Origin of the sequence: Luteococcus japonicus (assembly GCF_003752415.1) — a bacterium.
Lineage (GTDB): Bacteria > Actinomycetota > Actinomycetes > Propionibacteriales > Propionibacteriaceae > Luteococcus > Luteococcus japonicus.
In genome coordinates, this window is sequence record NZ_RKHG01000001.1 from 2,783,047 (window position 1) to 2,809,282 (window position 26,236).

Below are 26,236 nucleotides of genomic sequence, written 5' to 3' on the forward strand. Positions count from 1 at the left end.
AAATCAGATGAAGTCGTCTCGCGTGGCAGTTTCGGTGGCAGCGCTCGCCCTGGTCGCCGGGTGCAGCACCCCGTCGGGTGGCACCGCCTTCGAGGTCAACGGCAGCGATGTCTTGATGCAGCAGGTCGACGATTCCGCGGCGGCCTGCGCCACGCTCATCGAGCAGCAGCCCGCCGTCATCCGTGGCGAGATCGGCCGCATGCTGCTGGCCGGTGAGCTCTCGGACGAGCTGGCCAGGACCACCGGTGTCGAGGTGACGCCCGCCATGCAGGGCGCCTCCCTGGACAAGCTGCAGGGACGTCCGCTGCTGGCCGACGCGGAGTGCGGCAAGGCCATCACCGGCTTCGCCAATTACGCCGCCATCTCGGAGAAGCTCGGTGCCAAGAAGCTGGCCGACGGCCTTGGCAGGCTGGACGTGCAGGTCAACCCCGCCTTCGGCGCATGGGACGCCTCCCGCGGCACCTTCACCGGCGGTTCGGGTTCGCTGTCCATGCAGGACCTGAGTCAGGGCAAGGTGCTGGGTACCGGGGCCTGAGCATGATCCCCGTCCCCACCCCGGACCCCGAGCAGCACCCCACGGTGGCCGAGCCTGTCGAAGGGCCCGTCGAGGCCCTCGTACGCCTGCTCGACGTGATGCGCCAGCTGCGGGTCGGGTGTCCGTGGGATGCAGAGCAGACCCACCGGAGTCTTGCCACCTATCTGGTGGAGGAGACCGGAGAGGTGCTGGATGCCATCGAGACGGGGGATGACACGGACCTCGTGGAAGAGCTGGGGGATCTGCTCCTCCAAGTGGTCTTCCACGCGGAGATTGCTCGCCAGGAGGGCCGCTTCGGCATCGCCGAGGTTGCCGGTGGCATCACCGAGAAGTTGGTGCGTCGCCATCCCTATGTCTTCACCGATGCCGACATCCCGCAGGACCTGATGACCTCGTGGGAGGCGCGCAAACGGGCCGAGAAGGGCCGCACCTCATCCCTGCAGGGGATCCCGGAGCACCTGTCCGCTCTCGCGCGTGCCACCAAGGTCACTTCCCGGGTGCGCAGCCATGGTGTCGAGGTGCCGATGGCTGACGAGCCGATCACGGCCGACGAGCTGGGGCGTCAGGTCCTCGCGCTGGTCCAGCGGGCGCAGGCCAGCGGCGTCGACGCAGACCAGGCCACCCGCGATGCCGTGCGGGCCTTCGAGGAAGCGGTCCGTGCCGCGGAGTGAATGGGTGTCCAACGGGTGACCAACATCCGAACTGGGTGGGGCAATTCGGGGCCGCGGCCTTTGTGGGCTGGGCGGCCCGCTAGGCTGACAGTGGAACATTTCCATCTTGCGAAAGGCACATCAGATGGCAACCATCGAATTCATTGACGCCCGGGAAATCCTGGACTCCCGCGGTAACCCCACGGTCGAGGTGCAGGTCATCCTGGACGACGGCGCTGAGGGTCGCGCCGCCGTGCCCTCGGGTGCCTCCACCGGCGCCTTCGAGGCCGTCGAGCTGCGTGACGGCGACAAGGGCCGCTACGACGGCAAGGGCGTGCTGAAGGCCGTCGAGAACGTCGTCGAGAGCATCGGCGAAGAGGTCCTGGGCTTCGAGGCCTCGGAGCAGCGCCTGCTGGACCAGGCCATGCTCGAGCTGGACGGCACGGACAACAAGGCCAAGCTGGGCGCCAACGCGATCCTGGGTGTCTCCCTGGCCGTCGCGCACGCCGCTGCCGAGTCGGCCGGCCTGCCCCTGTACCGCTACCTGGGCGGCCCCACCGCCAACATCCTGCCCGTCCCGATGATGAACATCCTCAACGGTGGCTCGCACGCCGACAGCAATGTCGACATCCAGGAGTTCATGATCGCCCCCATCGGCGCCACGAGCTTCAAGGAGGCCCTGCAGCAGGGTGCGCAGGTCTACCACGCCCTGAAGGGCGTCCTGAAGGAGAAGGGCCTGGCCACCGGCCTGGGTGACGAGGGCGGTTTCGCCCCCAACCTGGAGAGCAACCGCGCCGCGCTGGAGCTGATCGTCGAGGCCATCAAGAAGGCAGGCTTCGAGCCCGGCAAGGAGATCGCCCTGGCCCTGGACGTCGCCGCCAGTGAGTTCTACAACGAGGACGGCACCTACAACTTCGAGGGCGGCAAGAAGTCGGCCGACGAGATGGTTGCCTACTACGCCGAGCTGGTCGAGGCCTTCCCGCTGGTGTCCATCGAGGACCCGCTGAACGAGGAGGACTGGGAAGGCTGGAAGAAGATGACCGAGCAGATGGGCGACAAGGTGCAGCTGGTCGGCGACGACCTGTTCGTCACCAATGTCGAGCGCCTGCAGCGTGGCATCGACGAGAACGCCGCCAACGCCCTGCTGGTCAAGGTGAACCAGATCGGCTCGCTGACCGAGACGATCGACGCCGTCACCATGGCACACCGCGCCGGCTTCCGTTCGATGATGTCGCACCGTTCCGGCGAGACCGAGGACGTCACGATCGCGGACCTGGCCGTTGCCCTGGGCTGTGGCCAGATCAAGTCGGGCGCCCCGGCTCGCTCCGAGCGCGTGGCCAAGTACAACCAGCTGCTGCGCATCGAGGAGGACCTGGACGACGCCGCGGTGTACGCCGGCGCCTCCGCCTTCCCGCGTTTCAAGGCCTGAGCACTGGTTCGGACCTGTAACACTGGGTAGATGGTCAACAAGCCCACACACAACGGTCCGGGTCGCGGTACGCCGCGTACCCGGGCCGTTGCGTCTGCCCGGAACCGTTCCGCCGACTCGCCCAGGGCCAGGACCGCGGCCCGGGCGGCCGAACGAGGCGGGCGCAGTACGCAGCGTCTGGTGCGCCCGGAGAATGTCGAGGCCGCCACGGCGGCCGTGGCCTCGGTACCCCGTCTGATCCGTGGGGTGGGTTTCACCCGTCGGGCCATCGTGCTGCTGGTGGTGTGCGCAATCCTGCTGCTGAGTTTCGCCTCCAGCCTGCGGGTCTACCTGCGCCAGGAACGTGATCTGGCCCTGGCCCAGCAGCAGATCGCGGAGCGCACCGTGGCCAATGCGGAGCTGGCCGACGAGATCGACCGGTGGCGGAACCCGGAATTCATCAAGGCGCAGGCGCGCGAGCGTCTCGGCTGGGTGGTGCCGGGAGAGGTCGGCTACCGCGTCGTCGACGCGAACGGCAAGCCCCTGGGCGGGGGAGTGAGCATCACCTCCACCAGTACCGTTCCCGAGGGAGAGCACGCGACGGCCTGGTGGGATCGCCTGAACGGATCCGTCGCCACCGCCGACGAGCCACTGGTGGCCGACGAGAAGACCGATCCCGTGATCACGGTGGAGGGCTCCGAGAGTCCGTCTCCCACACCCACCCCCAAGCCCACCCCGACGAAGAAGCGATAGAAGAAGCGAACTGATGGCAATCCTTGAACCGATGAGCACCTCCGACGAGCAGGCCATCCATGAACAGCTCGGCCGGATGCCTCGCGGCGTCGCCGGGGTCGCCTGGCGCTGTCCTTGTGGCAAGCCCGGTGTCGTGGCCACCGAGCCTCGGCTGCCCGACGGCACTCCCTTCCCCACCACCTATTACCTGACCTGCCCTCGCGCGACCTCGGCCTGCTCGACGCTGGAGGCCTCGGGTCTGATGGCGGAGATGAGCCAGCGCCTGCTGGACGACGAGGAGCTGGCCGCCGCCTACCGGGGTGCCCACGAGGCCTACCTGGCCGATCGGGCCCGGTTGGGCGAGGTGCCCGAGATCGACGGGATCAGCGCCGGCGGCATGCCCACCCGCGTCAAGTGCCTGCACGTGCTGGTGGGGCATTCGCTGGCGGCCGGTCCGGGAGTCAACCCGCTGGGCGACGAGGCCGTGGCCAAGCTGGGCGATTTCTGGACCCGCCCCTGCCTGCAGGACTCCCCGTCGCCCGACGCGTCCTCCACGTCGCCCGAGCTCTCCACGTCGCCCGAGCCTGTCGAGGGCCACTGATGCGCGTCGCCGCCATCGACTGCGGCACCAATTCCATCCGTCTGCTGGTGGCTGAGTCCGGTCCGGACGGCCGGATGGTGGAGCTGGACCGTCGCTTGGAGCTGGTCCGGCTGGGGCAGGGCGTGGACGCGACGGGGGAGTTCCACCCGGAGGCCCTACAGCGCACCTTCACCGCCGTGGACTCCTTCGCCGAGGTCATCCGCGGCTTTGGCTGCGAGCGGATTCGATTCGTGGCCACCTCCGCCGCACGTGACGCCCACAACCGGGAACTCTTCTTCGCCGGCATCCGCGAGAGGCTGGGCATCGACCCTGAGGTGATTCCCGGCGATGAGGAGGCCCGGCTGAGCTTCAGCGGCGCCCTGTCGGGAGTCGCCCCGGATGCGGAGCCCGTGCTGGTGATCGACATCGGCGGCGGTTCCACGGAACTCATCGTCGGTGGTCGCGGGGGAGAGATCGCCGATGCCATCAGCCTGGACGTCGGCTCGGTGCGCCTGCGGGAACGCTTCCTGCACTCCGACCCGCCCTCGGCCGAAGAGGTGGCTGGCGCGACGTCCTTCATCGACGGACTGCTGGAGTCCAGTGAGGTCGAATTCGGCTCGGTGCGCCGCTTCATCGGTGTTGCCGGAACCGCGACGAGCCTGTCCGCCATCCACCAGGGGCTGGCCGAGTACCAGCGAGAGAGGGTGCACGGCTCGACCCTGCAGCCCGACGAGATGAGGCAGCTGGCACAGGACCTGCTGGCCACGCCGGTGGCGCGGATCGAGGCCACGACCTGCCTGCCGGTCAAGCGCGCCGAGGTGATCTGCGGTGGCGCGCTGGTGCTGGCCCGGATCGCCGAACGCGTGGGCGAGCCGATGGTGGTCAGTGAGTCCGACATCCTCGACGCCCTCGCGCAAGTGCTCCTGTCCTAGACTCGGAGATCGGGCCCCCGTAGCCCAACCGGCAGAGGCAGGCGGCTTAAACCCGCCACAGTGTGGGTTCGAATCCCATCGGGGGTGCTCTCGCCATCCGGCAAGGGGGACGACCCCCTTGAACCCCCGCGGCACTCGTGCGCACCGCTGCTCGCTGGCTCGCAGCTGCGCTCGTGTCAGGAGAGGGGGACGACCCCCTTGAACCCCCGCGGCACTCGCGCGCACCGCTGCTCGCTGGCTCGCAACTGCGCTCGTGTCAGGAAGCAGGTGACAACCCCTTGGACGTGTGACCCAGGGTTGGGTCAGGGGCAACCGTGGAATGCGGGGGAGTGGTGGCGTCGTTGCATACACTGAAGGCACGCCCCTGACCAGGAGGAACCAGCCACCATGGCAAACCCGATCCTTTCCCGCCCCGACGCGTTCACCCCGCGCGCCCAGCAGGGCCACGCGCAGCTCCAGTACGGCCAGCAGCAGTGGGGCCAGCAGGGCTACGCCCCCTACGGACAGGCTCCGCAGCAGTTCCAGGCTCCGCAGGGCACCATCGAGCCCCCGATGACGCTGGATGACGTGATCGGCAAGACCGGGGTCACCATGCTGACCCTGGTGGCCGCCGCGGCCGCCACCTTCTTGTACCTGGGCACGCTGGCCTGGCCACAGGTGCAGACCACCACCTACGGCGCACTGGTGCTCAGCGGCCTGGTGGGCTTCGTGACGGTGCTGCTGGTCAGCTTTCGCAAGAAGGTCAGCCCGGCGATGGTCTTGGCCTACTCCGTGATCGAGGGCATCTTCATCGGCGCCTTCAGCTTCATGTTCGAGGCCTCCTATCCCGGCATCGTCACGCAGGCCGTGATGGGTACCTTCGCCGCCGCCGGCTGTGTGCTGGCCGCCTACAAGTTCTTCAACATCCGGGTCAGCAACAAGATGCGCCGGATGGTCTTCATCACCACCGCGGCCTTCGCCGGCGTGATGCTGGTGAACTTCCTGCTCTCCCTGGCCGGCATCAACATGGGCTTCCGCTCTGGTGCCATCGGTCTGGTTGCCGCCCTCCTGGGCGCCGGTCTGGCGGTCTTCAACCTGCTGATCGACTTCGACGACATCGAGCGCGGCATCGCGATGAATGCCCCGAAGTCCGAGGCCTGGCGCGCCGCCTTCGGCATCACGGTCACCATGGTGTGGCTATACACCGAGATCCTGCGTCTGCTCAGCTACTTCCGTCGCTGACCTGACGAAGCGATGGCCCGCGCCCCCACCGGGGTGCGGGCCATCATCGTTCCCGTCGGGAGCCTGCTCCGGCTCGGATCCCACGTAGCTTGGTATTGCAGTACCCAGCGTGTCGGACATCCCAAGCTGGGTACTCCAAGGTCAAGCTACGTGGGGATCGGGCCCCCGGGAACCGCCGGACGGCGTGACGAACGCAGCGCCGATGTGGAAGCGTCGGCCTCTCACCATGTGGGGACGGAGTCCAGGTGCTTGTCCAGCAGGGACCTCGCGCCCGAGGTCCAGGGCAGCGAGCGCCAGCTGCGAAGCGGAACCCAGGCGGCACGCGAGGTGGTGCCGTCGATGTCGATCACGCTGGGGGTGGTGGGCTCCAGACAGGTGGCGGTGTAGATGATCCGCAGCGCGTGGAAGTCCTCCAGCACGCCATTGGGGGCGCGTCCCACCCAGTGGTCGCTCTGCAGGTCGATCAGGCGGTTGATCCGGACCTCCTGGCCAGTCTCTTCGGCGACCTCGCGGATCAGGGCCTCCGACGGGGACTCACCGGGGTTGAGTCCGCCGCCAGGCAGCTGCCACAGGCCGGGCACGGCGGTCTTGTCACTGCACTCTGTGCCCAGGACGCCACGGCTGGAGCGGACGACAGCATAGGCGGCCAGCCGCTGGTTGGGGACGGGCTGCTCGCCGGGGGCGATCACCAGGTCGGGGTCAACGCCGCGGTGCTTGATCCGTGGCGGACGCGAGGACGGGGTGCGCGGCTGGACACGGGCCGTCAGCACCACCTCGCACTCCTCCAGGCGAGCGCTGAGCAGGTCCGTGATCACCAGACCTCGGCGCCACAACTGCTGGTGGGGATGCTGTCCGTGGTCGACATGGAGGCGCACCAGCTCCCCGGTTCCCGGTGAACCGATCCCAATGATGCGCATTGATCCATTGTGGCATCTGCCACGCGTGGACCCCAGTTGCCACCCCGCCCCGACTGCTCCCGAGGACGGCTGGCCAAGCCGTGAGCGATGCCCCGGGCGTCCGCGCACCCGGGCAGTGCCGGTTCGGTACTCTGGTGGGGTCGTGACGGACGGGTGCCGTCGTGCCGGCAGAGCCTAGGGAAGGGCAACGATGCAGTTCAATGAGAATGCGACGCTGGACAGCTCGCAGATGTCCCCGTCGGGCAGCGGTGGCGGCGGTGGCGTGGCCATCGGTGGTGGCCTGGGCCTGATCATCATGATCCTGGGCCTGATCTTCGGCTTCAATCCCAGCGACGTTCTGGGAGGAGCAACCACCGACAGCACGAACCAGTCGGCCTCGGGTAGCAACCAGTACGCCGAGTGCAAGACCGGCGCGGACGTCCAGACCAATCGCGAGTGCCGCTGGGTGGCCTATGTGAACTCCATCAACAGTTACTGGGCCACGCAGTTCCAGCAGGGCCAGTACAAGATGGCCCAGACGGTTCCTTTCAGTGGTCGCGTGAACACCGCCTGCGGTGCGGCCTCCTCGCAGGTGGGGCCCTTCTACTGCCCGGCGGACCAGCAGGTCTACATCGACACGGCCTTCGCGGACCAGCTGTTGCAGCAGCTCGGCGCCCAGGGCGGCGACGCGGCGGAAGCCTACATCCTGGCCCACGAGTACGGCCACCACATCTCCAACATCACCGGCCAGCTGCAGAAGGCCCAGTCGGCGGGCAACCAGACCGGCCCCACGTCGATGGCCGTTCGCTCTGAGCTCCAGGCCGACTGCTACGCCGGTGTGTGGTTCAAGAATGCCGCCTCCGGGCAGGACGCCATCGTCTCCGGCGTCACCCAGGATGACCTGAACCGGATCGTCGACGCCGCCGCCGCGGTGGGCGATGACCGCATCCAGGAAAGCACCTCCGGCCAGGTGAACCCGGAGAGCTGGACCCACGGTTCGGCCACGATGCGCCAGAACTGGGTGGGCAAGGGCTTCACCTCGGGCAACCCGCAGATCTGTTCCACCGCCTTCACCGCGCAGGACCTGGAGGCCTGAGAACCCAGGACAGGTCACGACGGCCGGGTCACCCGCCGACGGAGTCGGTGATCTGGGTCCCGGAGAGCGTGGTCACCACCTTCTGGCCGCCTACGTCGAAGGTGATGACCGGCAGCGCCATCTGGTGCTTGCGCGCGATCTCGAAGCTGACGTCCGCACCGGGACGACCGGTGCTTTCGGGCAGGGTGCGGACCAGTTGGGCCAGCACATCGGCGTCGACCATCGCCGGGGGGAAGGTGGGGCCGTGGGAGTTGGCCTTGCGGTCGGACTGCCAGGCCGGGACCCGTGCCTGGCGCGTGCGGCGGGTGATGACACCGTCCTCCTTGCCCGGGGTGTCCGCCCAGAAGCCGCTCTCGGTCTCCCAGCCCATCGCCAGCACGCGTTGGCTGCCGGAGGTCGCATCGGCGATCGCCTCGGTGAAGCCACGAGCGGTGCCGAAGTCGAGCCTGTTGATGGGGGTGCCGTCGGCGCGGAAGAAGGCGGGCATGGACTCGGGCCGGGTGGTGACCGTCATCACGACCTCGCCGTGGTCGTACTCGACGATCTGCAATTGCTGGTTGTGCGCCGAGCCGGAGATCCGTGCCGCCTCCTCGAAGGTCTCGCCCAGGTCGTCCAAGTCGTAGTCGACCGGCTTGAAGGTGGCCTGTTCGATGTAGGCGATGTCGCTCTCGACGGGCGTCACGACACCGTCCTGCCAGTGCCAGGCCAGCACCTTGTCGTCCTTCAGGGCGCTGAGGGTGGCCTGGGTGGCACTGAGGTCCACCTTGATCACGGGGAGGCCGTCAGCGGCCTTGACGAGCTGGTTGACGGCCTTGCGGGCAGCACCGGGGCGGGTCAGGTCTGCATTGGGGGAGGCGCTTGTGCTGGTGCTCGGCGACGGGCTGGGGGAGGGGCTCGGAGTGGCCGGGGAACAGGCCACGACGGTGCCCGTCAGCGCCGCAGCCACCATGCCGGCCGCGCCTCGGAGAAGCCTGTCCTGACGAGTCACCGGGCAAGACTACCCGGAGCCCGTACCACCAGTCAGGCGCACACCATTTGACCTTGTGAATCCAATTTCAAGGAGGTCCGGTGACATTGTTCACGGCCTCTCGCATTTCCCTTCCTTCCCTGCATGGACGGGGCTAGGCTCTCGATACACCGGCTCCCAAGACCGGGGGCGGTGGATTCTCGACGTTGCTGCGACAGCAAGAAAGAGGTCCCGACATGTCTGACCAGATCCCCAGCGAGGCGCCCGAGGCGACAATGGACACCGCCGTCCGTGTGAGCCGGCAGGTGTCCCATCCGATCGATGACGTGTGGAAGGTACTGCTCACAGACGAGGGCACCGAAGCCCTCCTCGGCCCTGGTGGCAAGCTCGGCACCAAGGGTCAGGGGTGGCAGGCCGATGACGGAACGCACGGGGTGACCCGTAGCTTCCATGCCAAGGAACAGATCCGCTTCAGCTGGCACCGTGACCAGGACGCCCCCGCCACCATCGTGGATCTCGAACTCGCTCCCGTGGATGACAACACGACCAAGCTGGAGATCGTCCACGACAAGCTGCCCGTAGATGCGGATCGCGAGTGGCTCTCTGACCGCTGGACCAAGGCTCTGGACCGCATCGCCGACGACGCGCTCTGAACCAATCACTCTCGGCCGGGAGTCACCCTCGTGGCGGCTCCCGGCCTTTGTCGGTTCATGGACCGCCGACAGCGGCCGCACAGGCCACGGACAGGATCGGCTCCTAGTTTTCCCCGGTGTACAACCTCAACAGCTGCTGCGGCAGCACACAGGATCGGGAACTTCCATGAGCAACTCACGCTATTCGCAGGTTTCGCGCCGCGCCTTCCTCGGAGGGGTCTCCCTGGCGGCGCTGACGGGCCTGGCGGCCTGTGCCAATGACTCCACCGCCGCGACGCCGACCGCCTCGGCCAGTGCCGGCAACACCACCTCCGGCAGCCTGCCCAGCACCGCGACGGCCACCGTGAGCTTCACCTACGCCTCAAGCGGCGGTGGGATGGTCAAGAACCCGTACTAAGCGATCTGGGTGGAGGACTCCGACGGAAACCTGGTCAAGACGCTGATGCTGTGTCACCTGGCCGGAGGCCAGGACCGGTGGCTGAACTCGTTGACCGCCTGGTACGCGGCCGGCGGTGGCAGCGACACCACGACGGAGGGCACCAAGCCGGCCGGCAGCTATGACTGCACCTGGGACTGCACGGACACCTCCGGCAAGCGCGTCGAGGCGGGCACCTACAACTCCTGCGTCGAGGCGGCAGTCGAACACGGCAACGAGGTGGTGGTGGCCGGCAAGCAGACGCTGGGCAGCGCCGCCATCGACGCCGACCTGGGAATTTCCGGGGAGCTCAGCACGGTGCACGTGAAGTACACCGCCTGAGCGGGCCTCACCACCCCCGCGTGTCGCCCTCACCTGCCCCGCGTGACGCCCCTACGTTCCCGAGCTCGTCGAGGGTCAGGGTGGCCCATCCCGACGAGGGATGCTGGCCGCCCGTGGCGTCGACCAGCAGGCACTCGCACCCTTCCCTTCCCTCGATGAGGGCCAGCGACTCCTCGATGGCGAGCACCCCACAGATGGTGGCCAGAGCATCTGCGCTCCCGGCGTCCGGGGTCACGATGCTCACCTGCGCCAGGTGCTGCACCGGCCAGCCCGTGCGCGGGTCGATCACATGTCCGAACCACCGCTCACCCACCCGGAAGCCCCGACGGGCGAAGCCGCTGGTGGCCATGGCGGCATTGGACAGGCCGACCATGCAGAGCCGGTTCGCGCGGTTGTCCGACGGGTGCAGGGGGTCCTCGACCCCCACCCGCCATGTGCCGCTCCCGTGGTGGCGCAGGTCTCCGCCGGCATTCACCCCCACTCGCTCCGCCTCGTGCGGGGGATTGATGGCCACCTCCACCGCGCGGTCGACGATCCAGCCCTTCACGAAGGCATTGAGGTCGGCACTGCTGCAGTCACCCACCTGTTCCTCGCTCCCAGTGAGGGGGTCCTTTCGCCACGGCAGTTCCTGCAGCCGGTCGGCCATCCCCTGCATCTCGGCACGGTCCGGCAGGACGCCTTCCGAGGCGGCGCGCCGCCACCGCTCCTGCAGGGGCCTGGAAGCAGGATGGAAGGTGCCGTCGCCCTCCACGAACCATTGACGGGCCTCGCGCAGCGCCGCCAGCAGGTCCTCGCTGGCGTGCTGGATCTCGCCACGTCGCCACCGGCTGAGTTCCGAGGTGGGCTCGAAGATGGAGAAGATGTCCTGCAGCCGGACCATCTCGGCCAGCGCCGCCTGCTCTGCGGCTTGGGCGGTTGCCTGGTCGTCGGCCCAGACCTGGATCCTCACGTCGGTACCCAGCAGGGGGTGGTAGCGCCCCTCCGCGAAGGGAGGCAGCTCAGGCAGGTCGAGGTCGTCCATGGCAGACAGTGTTCCTGACGCTGTGGGCGAACCCGTGCCCGGACTGTGCCTGGTGGGCAGCGGACCCATCCCGCTGCCGATACGCTCGTGCCATGAAGTTTCTGAAATGGCTGTTCATCCTGCTGGGCCTCGCTGCCCTCATTGCTGGCGGTGCCATGCTCGTCAATGTCGTGTGGGACATGGGCAAGCTGATGGCTGCGGTCCGTGGTTACAACACGGGCGTCAAGGATCCGACGATGCGGATCTACTACACCGCAGGTTTTGCGGCCCTGGGCGGCCTTCTGCTGGGCTGGGGGCCTCGGCCTGCCGAGCCGTACCGGACGCGCCGTGCGCAACCAGTACCGCACTGATCTGGAGTCCAAGGGCCTGATCGTCGACCGCGACGGCGACGGCAAGGCCGATCGCGCCTGATCCACCCTCGATCTTCCGAGACCACAAGGAGCAGCATGGGAATCTTCGACATTCTGCGCGGCCAGAAGGCCGACGTCAGCACGACCCGTAGCGCGCTGGACCAGGCCCAGGACCCTGCGGCCGACGACAGTGCCATCACCAAGCTGATCGAGAACATCCTGCACATCGGGATCGACGGGCGCAAGCCCTTTGACTCCGCTGCGTCGGTGGCCGACGACGCGCTGTCCTCCGCTGGTGGCGACGTGGAGAAGGCCGTCAACAAGGTGGTCCGCAGCCACGTCACCTCCGGTGCTGCGGGCGGCCTGCTGACCAGCTTGGGCGGCTTCATCACCATGCCTGTGGCCATCCCGGCGAACCTGCTGGAGTTCTACGTGCAGGCCACGCGGATGACCGCCGCCGTCGCCAAGCTGCGCGGCTATGACATCCACCAGCCCCACATCCGCACCGCCGTGCTGCTCACCTTGGTGGGCTCCAATGCGGAGGACGTGATGGCCAAGGCTGGCGTCGTCACGGGAACGGGCCGGCTGACCACGATGGCGCTGCGCAACCTGCCTCGCCCGGCGATGATGATGGTCAACAAGGCCGTCGGATTCCGGCTGCTGAAGAGCGTCGGCCAGGGAACCTTGGCCAAGCTGGGCAAGGGAGTTCCGATCGTGGGCGGCGCCGTCGGTGGCGTCCTCGATGGTTACATGATGAACAAGATCGCCGAGCAGGCGCTCAAGGAGTTCCCCACCTACGCGGCGCCCGCCGCGAACGAGGGACCCATTTCCAGCCTCTGAGGCACCAACGTACGAGAGCGGCCCCGCAGAAGTTTGATCCTGCGGGGCCGCTCTCACATTCTGGGGCCTGTTGGCCCTGCGCTCCCCGAGCCTGTCGAGGGGGCCTCAGAGCCTGTTCGCGCCCTTGGCCCAGTCCATCTGGGGGACCTGTGCCGCGAAGTCGCGCAGGAAGTCGGCGGTGGCCTCCATGGCGCTGGTGCGGCCATGGCGCACGTCGTCCTCGAGCCGTGTGTTGAGCTCGCGCAGGTATTCGCTGGAGCGCATGGAGTCCAGCAGGGTCGCCTCGATCTGCGAGTGCATCCACACCACCTGCTGCTCCGCTCGGTGATGGGCCAGCCCTACATTGGCCTCCAGCCAGGCGCGGTGGTCCAGCACCGCCTGCCAGACCTCGTCGAGACTGATCCGCTGCAGTGCCGAGCAGGTCAGCACCGGGACCCGGCGGTCGCCGCCCTGCTGCACCAGCTTCATGGCGATCGACAGCTCGCGGGCGGTGACTCGCGCCTCCCCGGCATTGTCCCCGTCCGCCTTGTTGACGGCGATCACGTCGGTGATCTCCAGGATGCCGCGCTTGATGCCCTGCAGCTGGTCGCCCGAACGCGCCAGGGCGAGCATCAGGAAGGTGTCCACCATTCCGGCCACGGCCACCTCGGACTGGCCGACGCCGACGGTCTCGACGATCACGACGTCATAGCCGGCGGCCTCGACCACGAGCATGGCCTCGCGGGTGGCCCTGGCGACGCCGCCCAGGTGGTTGCCACTGGGGGAGGGGCGCACGAAGGCATCGGTGCTCTGGGTGAGTTCCCCCATCCGGGTGCGGTCGCCCAGTACGGAGCCGCCGGTGCGGGTGCTGGAGGGGTCGACGGCGAGCACCGCGACCTTGTGCCCCTGCTCGATCAGCCGCTGCCCCATGGAATTGATGAATGTGGACTTGCCGGCGCCCGGCACGCCCGAGATGCCGACGCGGACCGCGTCGGTGGGGACGCTGGTCAGTTCGGTGAGCAGCTGACGGGCCATGGGGCGGTGGGCGGGCAGCCGGGACTCGACGAGCGTGATCGCCTGGGCGACCGCGGCTCGCTGTCCCTTGCGGACGCCTTCCACGAGGACCGGAACGTCGAACTTGCGGGGCATCGTGCGACCTTTCTCAGGAGCATTCTTGGTAAGGGGAGCGGATATGGCGCCGGGCGGCCCGAGCTTGCTCGGACCGCCCGGCGGGGATGCAGCGTGGGTGGATCAGGCGTCCATCGCAGCGCGCATCTTGTCGATCAGGCTGACAGCACACTCCGGGATGTTGGTGCCCGGGGGGTAGATGTCAACGGCACCGGCCTGGCGCAGCTCCTCGAAGTCCTGCTCGGGGATCACGCCGCCGACGACGATCAGGATGTCCTGACGGCCGAGCTTGTCGAGCTCGGCGCGCAGCGCGGGCACCAGCGTCAGGTGCCCGGCTGCCAGCGAGGAGACACCGACCACGTGCACATCGGCCTCGACGGCCTGGGCAGCAGCCTCCTCGGGGGTCTGGAAGAGCGGGCCCACGTCGACGTCGAAACCGAGGTCGGCGAAGGCCGTGGCAATCACCTTCTGGCCACGGTCGTGACCGTCCTGGCCCATCTTTGCGATCATGATGCGCGGACGACGGCCCTCGGCCTCTTCGAAGGCCTCGACGGCCTTGCGGGCCTCGGCCAGCGACTCGGATCCCTGAGCTTCCTTGGAGTACACACCACTGATGGTACGGATCTGTGCCGTGTAGCGCCCGAAAACCTTCTCCAGCGCGTCGGACAGTTCTCCGAGGCTGGCCTGCGCACGCATGGCGTCGATGGACACCTTCAGCAGGTTGCGCTCCGGATCGGTCGGGTCGGGGTTGGCGGCGGCCCAGGTGACCTTCTCGAGCGCTGCCTGGCAGGCAGCCTCGTCACGCTCGGCGCGCAGCTTCTCCAACTTCGCGATCTGCTCGGCGCGCACCTTGGCGTTGTCAACCTTGAGGACCTCGAGGGGCTCGGGGTTGTCCAGCAGGTACTTGTTCACGCCGATCACCGGCTGGCGGCCGGAGTCGATGCGAGCCTGGGTACGTGCCGCGGCCTCCTCGATGCGCATCTTCGGGATGCCCTGCTCGATGGCCTTGGCCATGCCACCGGCCTCCTCGACCTCCTGGATGAGGTCCCATGCCTTCTCCGCGAGGTCCTGGGTCAGCTTCTCGACGTAGGTCGAGCCAGCCCAGGGATCGATGACCCGGCAGTTGCCCGACTCCTGCTGGATGAACAGCTGGGTGTTGCGCGCGATGCGGGCGCTGAAGTCCGTCGGCAGGGCGATGGCCTCGTCGAGCGCATTGGTGTGCAGGGACTGGGTCTGGCCCTGGGTGGCGCCCATGGCCTCGATGCAGGTACGCACCACGTTGTTGTAGACGTCCTGGGCGGTCAGCGACCAGCCAGAGGTCTGCGAGTGGGTGCGCAGGCTCATCGACTTCGGGTTCTTGGGACCGAACTGGTTCACGAGGCGTGCCCACAGCATGCGCGCGGCGCGCATCTTGGCAACCTCCATGAAGAAGTTGGTGCCAATGGCCCAGAAGAAGCTCAGGCGCGGTGCGAACTGGTCGACGTCCAGGCCCACGGACTCGCCGGCGCGGATGTACTCCACGCCGTCGGCCAGGGTGTAGGCCATCTCGATGTCGGCCGTCGCTCCGGCCTCCTGCATGTGGTAGCCGGAGATGGAGATCGAGTTGAACTTCGGCATGTTCGCGCTGGTGAACGCGAAGATGTCGGCAATGATCTGCATCGACGGCAGCGGCGGGTAGATGTAGGTGTTACGAACCATGAACTCCTTGAGGATGTCGTTCTGGATCGTTCCGGCCAGCTGCTCCGGCTTCACACCCTGTTCCTCGGCCGCCACCACGTAGAGAGCGAGCACGGGCAGCACGGCCCCGTTCATGGTCATCGAGACGCTCATCCGGTCCAGCGGGATGCCGTCGAAGAGCTGACGCATGTCCAGGATCGAGTCCACGGCCACGCCGGCCATGCCGACGTCACCGGACACCCGCGGGTGGTCCGAGTCGTAGCCACGGTGGGTCGCCAGGTCGAAGGCGATCGACAGGCCCTTCTGGCCGGCCGCGAGGTTGCGACGATAGAAGGCATTGGACTCGGCAGCCGTCGAGAATCCCGCGTACTGGCGGATGGTCCACGGCTGGTTCGTGTACATGGTGGCGTAGGGGCCACGCAGGAAGGGCGGAATGCCCGGCATGGTCTCCAGGAAGTCCATGCCCTCGTACACGTCCTTGCCGTAGATGTGCTCCACGGGGATCTGCTCGGGAGTCACCCACTGCTCGACGGCGGGTGCCTGGGAGAGCAGCTGCTCGAACTGCGCCTGGGCATCGGCCGGAACGGCCTGCTCACCCAGGGGGACGGAATCAAAACGGATCTCGGTCACTTGGACACTCCCAACGTGTCGAGGGTCTGGTCGAGCAGCGCGACGATGTCCATGCCCATGGCAACGGTTCCATCGATGACGCCTTCGGCCTCGGATGCGCTCTCGCCCAGTTCCTTCAGGTTTCCGGCCAGCAGCACGGTCTTGGCGCCGGCCTCCTTCAGGGCCTTGGCGACGGGCAGTGCCTGGTCTGCGTAGACCTTGGCGCTTGAGCACAGGCAGGCGACGGGGGTACCGGCAGCCTTGAAGGCCGCGACGATCTCCTCGACGCTTCCGCCCTCCACCTCGGGGGTCGCGAGACCGGCGACGTGGAAGGCATTGGACGCGAAGCTCTCGCGGCCACCGAAGTCACGACGTGCGCCCAGGCAGGCCAGGAAGACCTTGGCCTCACCCGATGCCTTGACGGCATCGCGCAGGCCCTCGAAGACCTCGGAGTCACGGTGCCACTGAAGGCCCTTGTACTCGGGGGCTGCGGGGCGCGGCTTGGCGGTGGTCACGTCGGCTTCGCCGGCATTCGGGAACTCGGAGACGCCGGTGATCGGCTTCTTGCGGGTTGCCAGACGCTTGGCGCGCTCTGCGATGACGGGCTCCAGCTCGCGCACCGGCAGACCGTCGACGACGGCCTTGGCCATGCCACCGGCGGCGTCGATCTTGCCCAGCACGGCCCATGCGGCCTCGGCCAGCTTGCTGGTCAGGCTCTCGACATACCAGGAGCCACCGGCCGGGTCGTTGACGCGCACGATGTTCGACTCCTCGGCCAGGACCACCTGCGTGTTGCGGGCGATCCGTCGGCTGAAGTCGCCCGGGAGGCCCCAGACGGTGTCGAAGGGCAGCGTGGTGATTGCCTCGGCGCCACCGATACCGGCGGCGAAGGTGCTGATCGTTCCGCGCAGCATGTTGACGTAGGCGTCATCACGCGTGATCTCGCGCCACGAGGTGACCGCATGCTGGCGGGCACCGCGCTTGGTGGCGCTGACGCCGAAGGTCTCGCCGACCTTGTTCCAGGCGGTGCGTAGGGCGCGCAGCTTGGCGATGGTGGCGAACTGGTCGACGGTGGCGGTGACACGGAAGTCAATGGCATCGAAGGCTTGGTCGGCGGTGAGCCCCTGGGCCATCAGCGCACGCACGTACTCGACGCCCGTGGCCAGGGCGAAGCCCAGCTCATGCACGTCGCCCGCACCGGCGTTGTGCCAGATGGTGGCGTCGACCACGATCGCGCGGGAGTTGCGCATCCCGTCGAGGCGCTTGACCCACTGACCGAGCTTGCCCAGTTCGGGGGCGGTGCCGTTCAGGGCGGCGCAGCCGATCGGGTCAAGGCCGAGCACGACGCTCTTGTGGTTGGCCGGCTTGGGATCGGCCTCGACGACCTTCAGCAGCGCCTCTGCGGCTGCCTCCTGGTCGGTGCGGCTGGAGACCTCGACGGTGATCAGTTCCAGGAGGGCATCGGCCAGGACCTCGCCCAGCTGCTCGCCCTGCACGGCATCGGGATCGATGCGGAACCAGAGGCTGGTGGCACCACGCTCGAGGTCGGTCAGCACGGCCTGCTTGGTGAACGCTGCGTCGGGATCCTCGTGCAGTGCACGCACGTCCCAGGCGTCCGCTTCACCGTTGTGCACCGTGGTGCCACGGGTGAAGGGTGCGACGCCCGGCACGCCGAGTTCGGCGGGGGCATCCTCCAGCGTGTAGATCGGCGCAATCTCGATGCCGTCCACGGTGGTGGTGACCAGGCGGGAGACCGCCTGCTCCCCTGTGAGTTGCTTGTCTTCTGGGCGCCCGCGGTTGAGGACCTTGGCGGCAGCTGCACGCCACTGGTCCATCCCCGGCTTCGCGAAGTCGCTGGCGAGCTTCAGCTCAACAGCACCCTCGCGGGCGACCGGCTCGGTCGTTGTCATGGGACTCCTGCTCCGATGAGGTTGTCGTCGACGTTCGTCGTCGACCTGACGTAGTTGCTCCTCGACGCCATCCTGGTGTGGGCCGCATCCGGGAACACCCTGCAGGTCTGTTCCCGTCGCTCGACGCCACGCGCGAGTGCACCTGGCTGGTGCAACGCTGCTGGCAGGTCTTCGGACTCATGGGCACTTCGCCTCTCGGCGCCTTCCTCGACCACCGCTTCCCAGGCCCAGGCCCAGTGCTTCTCGTCCGGTGGGGCAGTAATGCTCCACGTGTGGCGTGCGATCCCTCGCATGCCGGACGGGTGATGTCGTTCCCATATACCGCTGCGGGACAGTTCCGGATTCACACCGGATTCCCTCTTGCGACGGCCCACTTCCGCGGGTCGAACCAGCGCTCACCAGCCTACCGGGCGCCTTCTCCGGGCGGGCAAGAGGGGTGCAACTTCCTGAGCTGTGGTCATACCGACGGGAGTGTGACAAATCTCCTAGTCACAGCCATGGAGTCCTGTCTCGAGGCGACCGGCTCGCGGTCCGCCCAACGGGATGGTCCGCTGGCGCGGGCCGACCGCGCCAGCTCGATTGGACGTACGGCCGCGCACTGTGTAATGTCCTCTCTCGCGCCTCGTTGGAGGAACCGGTGGTTCCCCCGCATGGCGCCGATCCAGAACCTCGGATCGGATTTGCAACAGAAGGTTCGATGAACTAATGTTGAACAAGTTGCCGCAAGGCAGCAAACAGTGAGGGAAGCCTCGAACAATGAGGTGTAGCTCACGGCTCGCAGGAAGTCGGATTTGAAAGTCCGAATGAAAGCGAGTAAGGTTGATCGAGTTGCCCCAAGCGGATGGTTGTTAGGCCTGAAGCGCGGATCGTGCCCGAATCTTGAGAACTCAACAGCGTGTCTAAAGTCAATGCCAAGTTTTACCCGTGGCCATTGCTTTCGGATCTCTTCTTTGTGGGGGGTTTGTGGTGGTGGTTATGGTTTCTTTGAGTATGATTATTGATTGGAATGCCAGTTTTGGTGTTTCTTTGTCAGTGGTTGGATTCATTGTTGATTGACGACGTTGCCATCCTTGTGGTGGTTGTCGATATTTTTCAACGGAGAGTTTGATCCTGGCTCAGGACGAACGCTGGCGGCGTGCTTAACACATGCAAGTCGAACGGTAAGGCCCTTCGGGGTACACGAGTGGCGAACGGGTGAGTAACACGTGAGTAACCTGCCCCAGTCTCTGGGATAACCGCCGGAAACGGCGGCTAATACTGGATATTCAGCGTCTGCCGCATGGTGGGTGTTGGAAAGCTCCGGCGGATTGGGATGGGCTCGCGGCCTATCAGCTTGTTGGTGAGGTAGTGGCTCACCAAGGCTTCGACGGGTAGCCGGCCTGAGAGGGCGACCGGCCACATTGGGACTGAGATACGGCCCAAACTCCTACGGGAGGCAGCAGTGGGGAATATTGCACAATGGGCGGAAGCCTGATGCAGCAACGCCGCGTGCGGGATGACGGCCTTCGGGTTGTAAACCGCTTTCAACGCAGACGAAGCGAAAGTGACGGTATGCGTAGAAGAAGCACCGGCCAACTACGTGCCAGCAGCCGCGGTGATACGTAGGGTGCGAGCGTTGTCCGGAATTATTGGGCGTAAAGAGCTTGTAGGCGGTTTGTTGCGTCAGAAGTGAAATCTCAGTGCTTAACACTGAGCGTGCTTCTGATACGGGCAGACTAGAGGAAGTTAGGGGAGAACGGAATTCCTGGTGGAGCGGTGGAATGCGCAGATATCAGGAGGAACACCGGTGGCGAAGGCGGTTCTCTGGGACTTTCCTGACGCTGAGAAGCGAAAGCGTGGGGAGCAAACAGGCTTAGATACCCTGGTAGTCCACGCCGTAAACGGTGGGTACTAGGTGTGGGTCACATTCCACGTGATCCGTGCCGCAGCTAACGCATTAAGTACCCCGCCTGGGGAGTACGGCCGCAAGGCTAAAACTCAAAGGAATTGACGGGGCCCCGCACAAGCGGCGGAGCATGCGGATTAATTCGATGCAACGCGAAGAACCTTACCTGGGTTTGACATATGCCGGAAACATTCAGAGATGGATGCCCCTTTTTGGTCGGTATACAGGTGGTGCATGGCTGTCGTCAGCTCGTGTCGTGAGATGTTGGGTTAAGTCCCGCAACGAGCGCAACCCTCGTCCAATGTTGCCAGCACGTAATGGTGGGGACTCATTGGAGACCGCCGGGGTCAACTCGGAGGAAGGTGGGGATGACGTCAAGTCATCATGCCCCTTATGTCCAGGGCTTCACGCATGCTACAATGGCCGGTACAAAGGGCTGCGAACCTGCAAGGGTGAGCGAATCCCAAAAAGCCGGTCTCAGTTCGGATTGGGGTCTGCAACTCGACCCCATGAAGTCGGAGTCGCTAGTAATCGCAGATCAGCAACGCTGCGGTGAATACGTTCCCGGGGCTTGTACACACCGCCCGTCAAGTCATGAAAGTCGGTAACACCCGAAGCCAGTGGCCCAACCGTGAGGAGGGAGCTGTCGAAGGTGGGACTGGTGATTAGGACTAAGTCGTAACAAGGTAGCCGTACCGGAAGGTGCGGCTGGATCACCTCCTTTCTAAGGAGCTTTGAACAGCTGCTTTTGTGGTTGTCATTCACCTGGTTCCGTGGCGTTCGTTCACGGCCAGTGTGGCTCTGGATTGTGGAACATTGACTGAGGCATCATCGGATGCTGGTTTTCGTGAGTACAGCCCCTGTTGTGGGGGAGTGGAAAGTGGGGATTGGTGGATGGTGGTGTGACACGCTGTTGGGTCCTGAAGGGTCGGTCATGTTGGTGACGCCTTCTTGTCGAGCCATGGATTGAGATCGGGTTTTGCCTGGTTGATGTTGTGGTGTCGCCCGTATTTTGAGAACTACACAGTGGACGCGAGCATCTTTGTAGAATTTTACAAGCTACTAAGTGCGATCGGTGGATGCCTAGGCACCAAGAGCCGATGAAGGACGTTGTAACCTGCGATAAGCCATGGGGAGCTGGTAAACGAGCTGTGATCCGTGGATTTCCGAATAGGGAAACCTTGAAATTACCGGAGTCATGTCCGGCAACCTCTACCTGAATGTATAGGGTAGTTGGAGGGAACGTGGGGAAGTGAAACATCTCAGTACCCACAGGAAGAGAAAACAACCGTGATTCCGTGAGTAGTGGCGAGCGAAAGCGGAAGAGGCCAAACCGTGTGTGTGTGATAGCTGACAGGCGTTGCACATGCGGTGTTGTGGGGCCACTCTGACAGTACTGTCATTCTGTCGACAAGTAAAAAATGATCAATGAAGGCGAACCAGTTGGGAAGCTGGACCAGAGCGGGTGATAGTCCCGTAGTCGTAAGTTGTTCACTTGTGAGTGTCACCCCAAGTAGTGCGGAACCCCTGAAATTCCGCATGAATCTGGCGGGACCACCCGCTAAGCCTAAATACTCCTTGGTGACCGATAGCGGACAAGTACCGTGAGGGAAAGGTGAAAAGTACCCCGGGAGGGGAGTGAAATAGTACCTGAAACCGATCGCATACAATCCGTCGGAGCCCTTTGGGGTGACGGCGTGCCTTTTGAAGAATGAGCCTGCGAGTTAGTGGTGTGTGGCGAGGTTAACCCGTGTGGGGAAGCCGTAGCGAAAGCGAGTCCGAACAGGGCGTTTGAGTCGCACGCTCTAGACCCGAAGCGTAGTGATCTATCCATGGCCAGGTTGAAGCGACGGTAAGACGTCGTGGAGGACCGAACCCACTTGGGTTGAAAACCGAGGGGATGAGCTGTGGATAGGGGTGAAAGGCCAATCAAACTACGTGATAGCTGGTTCTCCCCGAAATGCATTTAGGTGCAGCGTCGCGTGTTTCTTTCCGGAGGTAGAGCACTGGATGGTCTAGGGGGCCCACAAGCTTACCGAAATCAGCCAAACTCCGAATGCCGGAAAGTGAGAGCGCGGCAGTGAGACTGCGGGCGATAAGGTTCGTAGTCGAGAGGGAAACAGCCCAGATCATCAGCTAAGGTCCCTAAGCGATAACTAAGTGGAAAAGGATGTGGAGTTGCGCAGACAACCAGGAGGTTGGCTTGGAAGCAGCCATCCTTGAAAGAGTGCGTAATAGCTCACTGGTCAAGTGATTCCGCGCCGACAATTTAGCGGGGCTCAAGTTATCCACCGAAGCTATGGCATTCACATATTAACCTCCTTACGGCAGGTGTGTGGATGGGTAGGGGAGCGTCGTGTGCACGGTGAAGCGGCGGGGTGACCCAGCCGTGGAGAGCACACGAGTGAGAATGCAGGCATGAGTAGCGAATGACGGGTGAGAAACCCGTCCGCCGAATATCCAAGGGTTCCAGGGTCAAGCTAATCTGCCCTGGGTAAGTCGGGACCTAAGGCGAGGCCGACAGGCGTAGTCGATGGACAACCAGTTGATATTCTGGTACCGGCGAAACAACGTCCATGCTGAATCATTTGATGCTAAGCACGCGAGTGTGTCTGGATCCTTCGGGTGATGGTCACATGAGTCTGTGAACCAATGATGTAGTAGGCAAGCTGCGGAGGGACGCAAGAAGGTAGCTCATCCCGGGCGATGGTTGTCCCGGGTCAAGTGTGTAGGGCGAGACGTAGGCAAATCCGCGTTTCATCAAGCCTGAGACATGATGGGGAGACCAACTTTGGTTGGTTGAGTGAGTGATCCTATGTTGCCTAGAAAAGCTTCGTGAGCGAGTTGTGAGCCGCCCGTACCCTAAACCGACACAGGTGGATAGGTAGAGAATACCAAGGCGATCGAGAGAATCATGGTGAAGGAACTCGGCAAAATACCCCCGTAACTTCGGGATAAGGGGGACCTGACACGTCCAGGCACTTGCTGCTGACGGCGTTGAGGGTCGCAGAGACCAGGCCCAAGCGACTGTTTACTAAAAACACAGGTCCGTGCCAACTTGAAAGAGGACGTATACGGACTGACTCCTGCCCGGTGCTGGAAGGTTAAGGGGAACTGTTAGACGTAAGTCGAAGCGGTGAACTTAAGCCCCAGTAAACGGCGGTGGTAACTATAACCATCCTAAGGTAGCGAAATTCCTTGTCGGGTAAGTTCCGACCTGCACGAATGGAGTAACGACTTGGGCGCTGTCTCCACCATGAACTCGGCGAAATTGCATTACGAGTAAAGATGCTCGTTACGCGCAGTAGGACGGAAAGACCCCGGGACCTTTACTATAGTTTGGTATTGGTGTTCGGTACAGCTTGTGTAGGATAGGTGGGAGACTTTGAAGCGGCCACGCCAGTGGTTGTGGAGTCAACGTTGAAATACCACTCTGGCTGTTCTGGATATCTAACCTAGGACCATGATCTGGTTCAGGGACAGTGCCTGATGGGTAGTTTGACTGGGGCGGTCGCCTCCCAAAAGGTAACGGAGGCGCCCAAAGGTTCCCTCAGCCTGGTTGGCAATCAGGTTTTGAGTGTAAGTGCACAAGGGAGCTTGACTGTGAGACCGACAGGTCGAGCAGGGACGAAAGTCGGGACTAGTGATCTGACGGTGGCATGTGGACGCGCCGTCACTCAACGGATAAAAGGTACCCCGGGGATAACAGGCTGATCTTGCCCGAGCGCTCACAGCGACGGCATGGTTTGGCACCTCGATGTCGGCTCGTCGCATCCTGGGGCTGGAGTCGGTCCCAAGGGTTGGGCTGTTCGCCCATTAAAGCGGCACGCGAGCTGGGTTTAGAACGTCGTGAGACAGTTCGGTCCCTATCCACTGCGCGCGTAGGAATCTTGAGAAGAGCTGTCCTTAGTACGAGAGGACCGGGACGGACTAACCTCTGGTGTGCCAGTTGTTCTGCCAAGAGCACGGCTGGTTGGCTACGTTGGGAAGTGATAACCGCTGAAAGCATCTAAGCGGGAAGCACGCTTCAAGATGAGGGTTCCCACAGAATAATCTGGTAAGGCCCCCTGTAGACCACGGGGTGATAGGTCGGATGTGGAAGCACAGCAATGTGTGGAGCTGACCGATACTAATAGGCCGAGGGCTTGTATTTCTACAAAGGTGTTACGCGTCCACTGTGTGGTTCCCGAAATATGGTCGGGAATCGACTGATATTTCCATAGTGTTTCGGTGGTCATGTCAAAAGGGAAACACCCGGTCCCATTCCGAACCCGGAAGTTAAGCCTTTTAGAGCCGATGGTACTGCAGGGGGGACTCTGTGGGAGACTAGGACACCGCCGGACTTACAAACACCCCCTGGGTGATCAGCAATGATCAACCCAGGGGGTGTTTTCACATGCCCGGGCACGGGTAGGTGATGCAGAACACAAAAGCGGCTCTTCGGACTTGAGGGTGGATCAGGTGGTGTAGTCGGGTGACCCGGTCCGGGTAGGGGTCGAGGTCCCGGGCATGATCAGAGGACTCTTACCTCTCCTGATCGCCAAGGACCTCGACGTTGTCCCAGACTACCCAGCCCTGCCCCTGTTGTGATGCCTGGCTCGACCTGCCCGGGCTCCACGTGATCGCGGTGGACCACGACGACCATGCTGTGGTGGTGACTGTGGCCAGCGACCACGCTGAGCGGGGGTGCCCGTCCTGCGGGGTCCTCGCCAGGGTTCATGACCGCAGAACCGTGACGCTGATCGACGCGTCCGCGATGGGCCGGCCGGTGCGGCTGCACTGGGTCAAGCACCGCTACGTGTGCAGGGAACATCTGTGTGACCAGCACACCTTCACCGAGACCGACGAGCGCATCGCCCCCGCCGGACACCGGTTGACCACGCGCGCCACCAGGTGGGCGATCGAGCAACTGCGCCGCGAGCACGCTGCAGTCAGTGGACTGGCCCGCCAACTCGGCATCTCATGGAAGACGTTGTGGCGCGCCATCAAGCCAGTTCTGCAAGCCGCTGACGCTGACCCGACGCGTTTCGAGGGCGTGAAGCGCTTGGGGGATGATGAGCACGTGTGGCACCACTGCAACCCGAGGACTCGTGGGCCGAAGATGCTCACCGGCATGGTCGACTTCACCCCCAGCAACGACGGCACTGCCCGGACTCGCTTGCTCGACCTAGTGCCGGGACGTTCCGGGAGGGTGTACGCCGACTGGCTCCAAGACCGCGACACAAACTGGCTCGCCCACATCGAGGTCGCGGCGCTGGATCCGTTTCGTGGTTACAAGAACGCGATCGACGACCACCTCGACGACGCCACCGCCGTGTTGGACGCCTTCCACGTCGTCAAGCTCGCGACCCAAGCAGTCGATGAGGTCCGCCGTCGGGTCCAGCAGGCCACCCTCGCTCACCGGGGCCGCAAGGGCGAGCCCCTGTTCGGGATCCAGACGATCCTGCGCTGCTCGGCCGCGAACCTGTCCGACAAGCAGAAACACCGCCTCCAGACAGCGATCGAGGCCCACGAAGCCCATGAGGAAGTGTTCATCGCCTGGCAAGCCGCTCAACGCGTCCGGGCCATCTACCACGCCGACACCCCAGCCGCGGGCCGGGCCGCAGCCCAGCAGTTGCTGGACACGTTGCCGACCTGCCCGATCCCGCAGATCGCACGACTGGGTCGCACCCTCAAACAATGGCGCGAGGCGTTCCTGGCCTACTTCGACACCGACGGCGCATCCAACGGCCCCACCGAGGCGATCAACGGACTGATCGAACTCCACCGCCGCATCGCCAGAGGCTTCCGCAACCGCGACAACTACCGACTACGCTGCCTACTCATCGCCGGCGGCCTGGACACCTGATCCACCCTCAAGTCCGAAGAGCCACGAAAGCGCTCGGCCCCTGTTGGGGCCGAGCGCTTTCGTCGTTTCGGATCAGATCAGGACACGAAGGGGGTGATGGCACCCGCCAGACGGGGCAGCGCCTCCTCGACATAGCCCTTGGCCTTGCCACGGATCGGCTTGTACAACTTCGCGATGGCCGCATTGTCCGGCGACTCCGCCTTCGCATCGGCCACGGCCAGCAGCGCGTCGGCCACCTCAGCGGAGCGGCTCGAGAGGAAGGCGCCGAAGTCCTGGTCACCCTTGGCATTCCAGAAGGGCTCCAGGGCGCTGGCGATGTCCGGCAGCATGGCGTCGGTTCCCTTGGGGACGATGCCGTCCTTCATCTTCTTCGCGCTGGCATAGGCCCCCTTGATGGCCATTCCGCCCAGACCGCCCTTGGAGTTGACCTCCTCGTCGATGACGGTGGCGATCGCGGTGACGACCTGCGGACGCTTGGCGGGGTCCAGCAGGGATTCGCTGAAGCTCATGATTGTGCCTTTCGGTGTGGTTGGTACGGGCACGTGCCCGGCTGGGGGAGCCT

General features: G+C 64.7%; 22 protein-coding genes, 1 tRNA gene, 3 rRNA genes and 1 riboswitch. Of the genes, 19 read left to right on the forward strand and 7 right to left on the reverse strand.

Annotated elements, in window-relative coordinates; all coding sequences use genetic code 11:
- Nucleotides 1-7: 7 nt before the first annotated feature.
- The 8 genes from EDD41_RS13170 to EDD41_RS13205 all read left to right on the forward strand — a co-directional run bounded on the left by EDD41_RS13170 (nt 8) and on the right by EDD41_RS13205 (nt 6,058).
- Nucleotides 8-535: a hypothetical protein gene (locus tag EDD41_RS13170; RefSeq protein WP_094765025.1), complete on the forward strand. Its 528-nt coding sequence runs from the start codon at nt 8-10 to the stop codon at nt 533-535.
- Nucleotides 536-579: 44 nt separating this feature from the next.
- Nucleotides 580-1,206 (forward strand): nucleoside triphosphate pyrophosphohydrolase, encoded by a 627-nt coding sequence (locus EDD41_RS13175; protein WP_370597005.1) that lies wholly within the window; start codon nt 580-582, stop codon nt 1,204-1,206.
- 124 nt (nt 1,207-1,330) lie between these two features.
- The gene (gene eno, locus EDD41_RS13180) at nt 1,331-2,614 is read left to right on the forward strand and encodes a phosphopyruvate hydratase (RefSeq protein WP_123576220.1); all 1,284 of its coding nucleotides are present in this window, start codon (nt 1,331-1,333) and stop codon (nt 2,612-2,614) included.
- 30 nt (nt 2,615-2,644) lie between these two features.
- Entirely contained in the window at nt 2,645-3,346 is a 702-nt protein-coding gene (locus tag EDD41_RS13185; protein WP_123576221.1) for an FtsB family cell division protein, read from the forward strand.
- A 13-nt stretch (nt 3,347-3,359) separates the two neighbouring features.
- On the forward strand, nt 3,360-3,926 hold the full coding sequence (locus EDD41_RS13190) for a DUF501 domain-containing protein (protein WP_425454336.1): 567 nt from the start codon (nt 3,360-3,362) through the stop codon (nt 3,924-3,926).
- Nucleotides 3,926-4,837 carry a Ppx/GppA phosphatase family protein gene (locus EDD41_RS13195; protein ID WP_094765029.1) on the forward strand — a complete coding sequence of 304 codons (912 nt, stop codon included), beginning with the start codon at nt 3,926-3,928 and terminating at the stop codon, nt 4,835-4,837. Before EDD41_RS13190 ends, EDD41_RS13195 begins: the two co-directional genes overlap by 1 nt.
- A gap of 13 nt (nt 4,838-4,850) precedes the next feature.
- Nucleotides 4,851-4,924: transfer RNA gene (locus EDD41_RS13200), tRNA-Leu, on the forward strand.
- Nucleotides 4,925-5,224: 300 nt separating this feature from the next.
- A complete protein-coding gene (locus tag EDD41_RS13205; protein ID WP_123576222.1) occupies nt 5,225-6,058 on the forward strand; it encodes a Bax inhibitor-1/YccA family protein in 834 nt (277 codons plus the stop codon).
- A 221-nt stretch (nt 6,059-6,279) separates the two neighbouring features.
- Here the strand turns inward: EDD41_RS13205 and EDD41_RS13210 are convergent, their stop codons facing one another.
- Complete coding sequence (locus EDD41_RS13210) at nt 6,280-6,975, reverse strand: NUDIX hydrolase (protein ID WP_094765031.1); 696 nt, start codon at nt 6,973-6,975, stop codon at nt 6,280-6,282.
- 190 nt (nt 6,976-7,165) lie between these two features.
- On the opposite strand from EDD41_RS13210, the gene ypfJ reads away from it, so the two are divergent.
- On the forward strand, nt 7,166-8,050 hold the full coding sequence (gene ypfJ / locus EDD41_RS13215; protein ID WP_123576223.1) for a KPN_02809 family neutral zinc metallopeptidase: 885 nt from the start codon (nt 7,166-7,168) through the stop codon (nt 8,048-8,050).
- A gap of 28 nt (nt 8,051-8,078) precedes the next feature.
- On the opposite strand, the gene EDD41_RS13220 is transcribed toward ypfJ, so the two are convergent.
- Complete coding sequence (locus tag EDD41_RS13220) at nt 8,079-9,038, reverse strand: hypothetical protein (protein ID WP_148060569.1); 960 nt, start codon at nt 9,036-9,038, stop codon at nt 8,079-8,081.
- Between the two features lie 215 nt (nt 9,039-9,253).
- Between EDD41_RS13220 and EDD41_RS13225 the strand changes: the two genes are divergently transcribed.
- The 3 genes from EDD41_RS13225 to EDD41_RS13235 all read left to right on the forward strand — a co-directional run bounded on the left by EDD41_RS13225 (nt 9,254) and on the right by EDD41_RS13235 (nt 10,427).
- Complete coding sequence (locus EDD41_RS13225; protein WP_094765034.1) at nt 9,254-9,670, forward strand: SRPBCC family protein; 417 nt, start codon at nt 9,254-9,256, stop codon at nt 9,668-9,670.
- 166 nt (nt 9,671-9,836) lie between these two features.
- A complete protein-coding gene (locus EDD41_RS13230; protein WP_123576225.1) occupies nt 9,837-10,067 on the forward strand; it encodes a hypothetical protein in 231 nt (76 codons plus the stop codon).
- A 9-nt stretch (nt 10,068-10,076) separates the two neighbouring features.
- Nucleotides 10,077-10,427 carry a DUF2271 domain-containing protein gene (locus EDD41_RS13235; RefSeq protein ID WP_123576226.1) on the forward strand — a complete coding sequence of 117 codons (351 nt, stop codon included), beginning with the start codon at nt 10,077-10,079 and terminating at the stop codon, nt 10,425-10,427.
- A gap of 7 nt (nt 10,428-10,434) precedes the next feature.
- Here the strand turns inward: EDD41_RS13235 and EDD41_RS13240 are convergent, their stop codons facing one another.
- The gene (locus EDD41_RS13240) at nt 10,435-11,448 is read right to left on the reverse strand and encodes an FAD:protein FMN transferase (protein ID WP_170165384.1); all 1,014 of its coding nucleotides are present in this window, start codon (nt 11,446-11,448) and stop codon (nt 10,435-10,437) included.
- A 92-nt stretch (nt 11,449-11,540) separates the two neighbouring features.
- Here EDD41_RS13240 and EDD41_RS13245 point away from each other — a divergent pair, with 92 nt between their 5' ends.
- Both EDD41_RS13245 and EDD41_RS13250 read left to right on the forward strand, forming a co-directional pair.
- A complete protein-coding gene (locus EDD41_RS13245; RefSeq protein ID WP_123576228.1) occupies nt 11,541-11,798 on the forward strand; it encodes a hypothetical protein in 258 nt (85 codons plus the stop codon).
- A gap of 96 nt (nt 11,799-11,894) precedes the next feature.
- Nucleotides 11,895-12,638, forward strand: a complete 744-nt coding sequence (locus EDD41_RS13250; RefSeq protein ID WP_094765039.1) for an EcsC family protein — start codon at nt 11,895-11,897, stop codon at nt 12,636-12,638.
- A gap of 105 nt (nt 12,639-12,743) precedes the next feature.
- On the opposite strand, the gene meaB is transcribed toward EDD41_RS13250, so the two are convergent.
- The 3 genes from meaB to mutA form a co-directional block, all read right to left on the reverse strand.
- On the reverse strand, nt 12,744-13,766 hold the full coding sequence (gene meaB / locus EDD41_RS13255; protein ID WP_094765040.1) for a methylmalonyl Co-A mutase-associated GTPase MeaB: 1,023 nt from the start codon (nt 13,764-13,766) through the stop codon (nt 12,744-12,746).
- Nucleotides 13,767-13,868: 102 nt separating this feature from the next.
- On the reverse strand, nt 13,869-16,052 hold the full coding sequence (gene scpA, locus EDD41_RS13260; RefSeq protein WP_123576229.1) for a methylmalonyl-CoA mutase: 2,184 nt from the start codon (nt 16,050-16,052) through the stop codon (nt 13,869-13,871).
- Nucleotides 16,049-17,941, reverse strand: coding sequence for a methylmalonyl-CoA mutase small subunit (gene mutA, locus EDD41_RS13265; protein WP_123576230.1), 1,893 nt, complete (start codon nt 17,939-17,941; stop codon nt 16,049-16,051). The genes scpA and mutA overlap by 4 nt, the downstream gene beginning before the upstream one ends.
- A 145-nt stretch (nt 17,942-18,086) precedes the next feature.
- Nucleotides 18,087-18,347, reverse strand: a riboswitch (cobalamin riboswitch).
- A gap of 518 nt (nt 18,348-18,865) precedes the next feature.
- On the opposite strand from mutA, the gene EDD41_RS17895 reads away from it, so the two are divergent.
- The 5 genes from EDD41_RS17895 to EDD41_RS13285 all read left to right on the forward strand — a co-directional run bounded on the left by EDD41_RS17895 (nt 18,866) and on the right by EDD41_RS13285 (nt 25,674).
- Nucleotides 18,866-18,997 carry a hypothetical protein gene (locus EDD41_RS17895; RefSeq protein WP_281273158.1) on the forward strand — a complete coding sequence of 44 codons (132 nt, stop codon included), beginning with the start codon at nt 18,866-18,868 and terminating at the stop codon, nt 18,995-18,997.
- 36 nt (nt 18,998-19,033) lie between these two features.
- Nucleotides 19,034-20,550, forward strand: a 16S ribosomal RNA gene (locus EDD41_RS13270).
- A 328-nt stretch (nt 20,551-20,878) separates the two neighbouring features.
- Nucleotides 20,879-23,979 (forward strand): 23S ribosomal RNA (locus EDD41_RS13275).
- A gap of 73 nt (nt 23,980-24,052) precedes the next feature.
- Nucleotides 24,053-24,169: ribosomal RNA gene (gene rrf, locus EDD41_RS13280) — 5S ribosomal RNA — on the forward strand.
- The 16S, 23S and 5S rRNA genes sit together here, the layout of an rRNA operon.
- Before the next feature lie 317 nt (nt 24,170-24,486).
- Nucleotides 24,487-25,674: an ISL3 family transposase gene (locus EDD41_RS13285; protein ID WP_245995762.1), complete on the forward strand. Its 1,188-nt coding sequence runs from the start codon at nt 24,487-24,489 to the stop codon at nt 25,672-25,674.
- Between the two features lie 77 nt (nt 25,675-25,751).
- Here EDD41_RS13285 and EDD41_RS13290 read toward each other — a convergent pair whose 3' ends face one another.
- On the reverse strand, nt 25,752-26,183 hold the full coding sequence (locus EDD41_RS13290; RefSeq protein ID WP_123576232.1) for a DUF6918 family protein: 432 nt from the start codon (nt 26,181-26,183) through the stop codon (nt 25,752-25,754).
- Nucleotides 26,184-26,236 lie beyond the last annotated feature (53 nt).

Coding starts and splice junctions, on each gene's coding strand:
- EDD41_RS13185 (WP_123576221.1), top strand. CDS start 2,645: ATGGTCAACAAGCCCACACACAACGGTCCGGGTCGCGGTACGCCGCGT.
- EDD41_RS13210 (WP_094765031.1), bottom strand. CDS start 6,975: ATGCGCATCATTGGGATCGGTTCACCGGGAACCGGGGAGCTGGTGCGC.
- meaB (WP_094765040.1), bottom strand. CDS start 13,766: ATGCCCCGCAAGTTCGACGTTCCGGTCCTCGTGGAAGGCGTCCGCAAG.
- EDD41_RS13225 (WP_094765034.1), top strand. CDS start 9,254: ATGTCTGACCAGATCCCCAGCGAGGCGCCCGAGGCGACAATGGACACC.
- eno (WP_123576220.1), top strand. CDS start 1,331: ATGGCAACCATCGAATTCATTGACGCCCGGGAAATCCTGGACTCCCGC.
- EDD41_RS13195 (WP_094765029.1), top strand. CDS start 3,926: ATGCGCGTCGCCGCCATCGACTGCGGCACCAATTCCATCCGTCTGCTG.
- EDD41_RS13170 (WP_094765025.1), top strand. CDS start 8: ATGAAGTCGTCTCGCGTGGCAGTTTCGGTGGCAGCGCTCGCCCTGGTC.
- ypfJ (WP_123576223.1), top strand. CDS start 7,166: ATGCAGTTCAATGAGAATGCGACGCTGGACAGCTCGCAGATGTCCCCG.
- EDD41_RS13230 (WP_123576225.1), top strand. CDS start 9,837: ATGAGCAACTCACGCTATTCGCAGGTTTCGCGCCGCGCCTTCCTCGGA.
- EDD41_RS13245 (WP_123576228.1), top strand. CDS start 11,541: ATGAAGTTTCTGAAATGGCTGTTCATCCTGCTGGGCCTCGCTGCCCTC.
- EDD41_RS13190 (WP_425454336.1), top strand. CDS start 3,360: ATGGCAATCCTTGAACCGATGAGCACCTCCGACGAGCAGGCCATCCAT.
- EDD41_RS13205 (WP_123576222.1), top strand. CDS start 5,225: ATGGCAAACCCGATCCTTTCCCGCCCCGACGCGTTCACCCCGCGCGCC.
- mutA (WP_123576230.1), bottom strand. CDS start 17,941: ATGACAACGACCGAGCCGGTCGCCCGCGAGGGTGCTGTTGAGCTGAAG.
- EDD41_RS13250 (WP_094765039.1), top strand. CDS start 11,895: ATGGGAATCTTCGACATTCTGCGCGGCCAGAAGGCCGACGTCAGCACG.
- EDD41_RS13290 (WP_123576232.1), bottom strand. CDS start 26,183: ATGAGCTTCAGCGAATCCCTGCTGGACCCCGCCAAGCGTCCGCAGGTC.
- EDD41_RS13240 (WP_170165384.1), bottom strand. CDS start 11,448: ATGGACGACCTCGACCTGCCTGAGCTGCCTCCCTTCGCGGAGGGGCGC.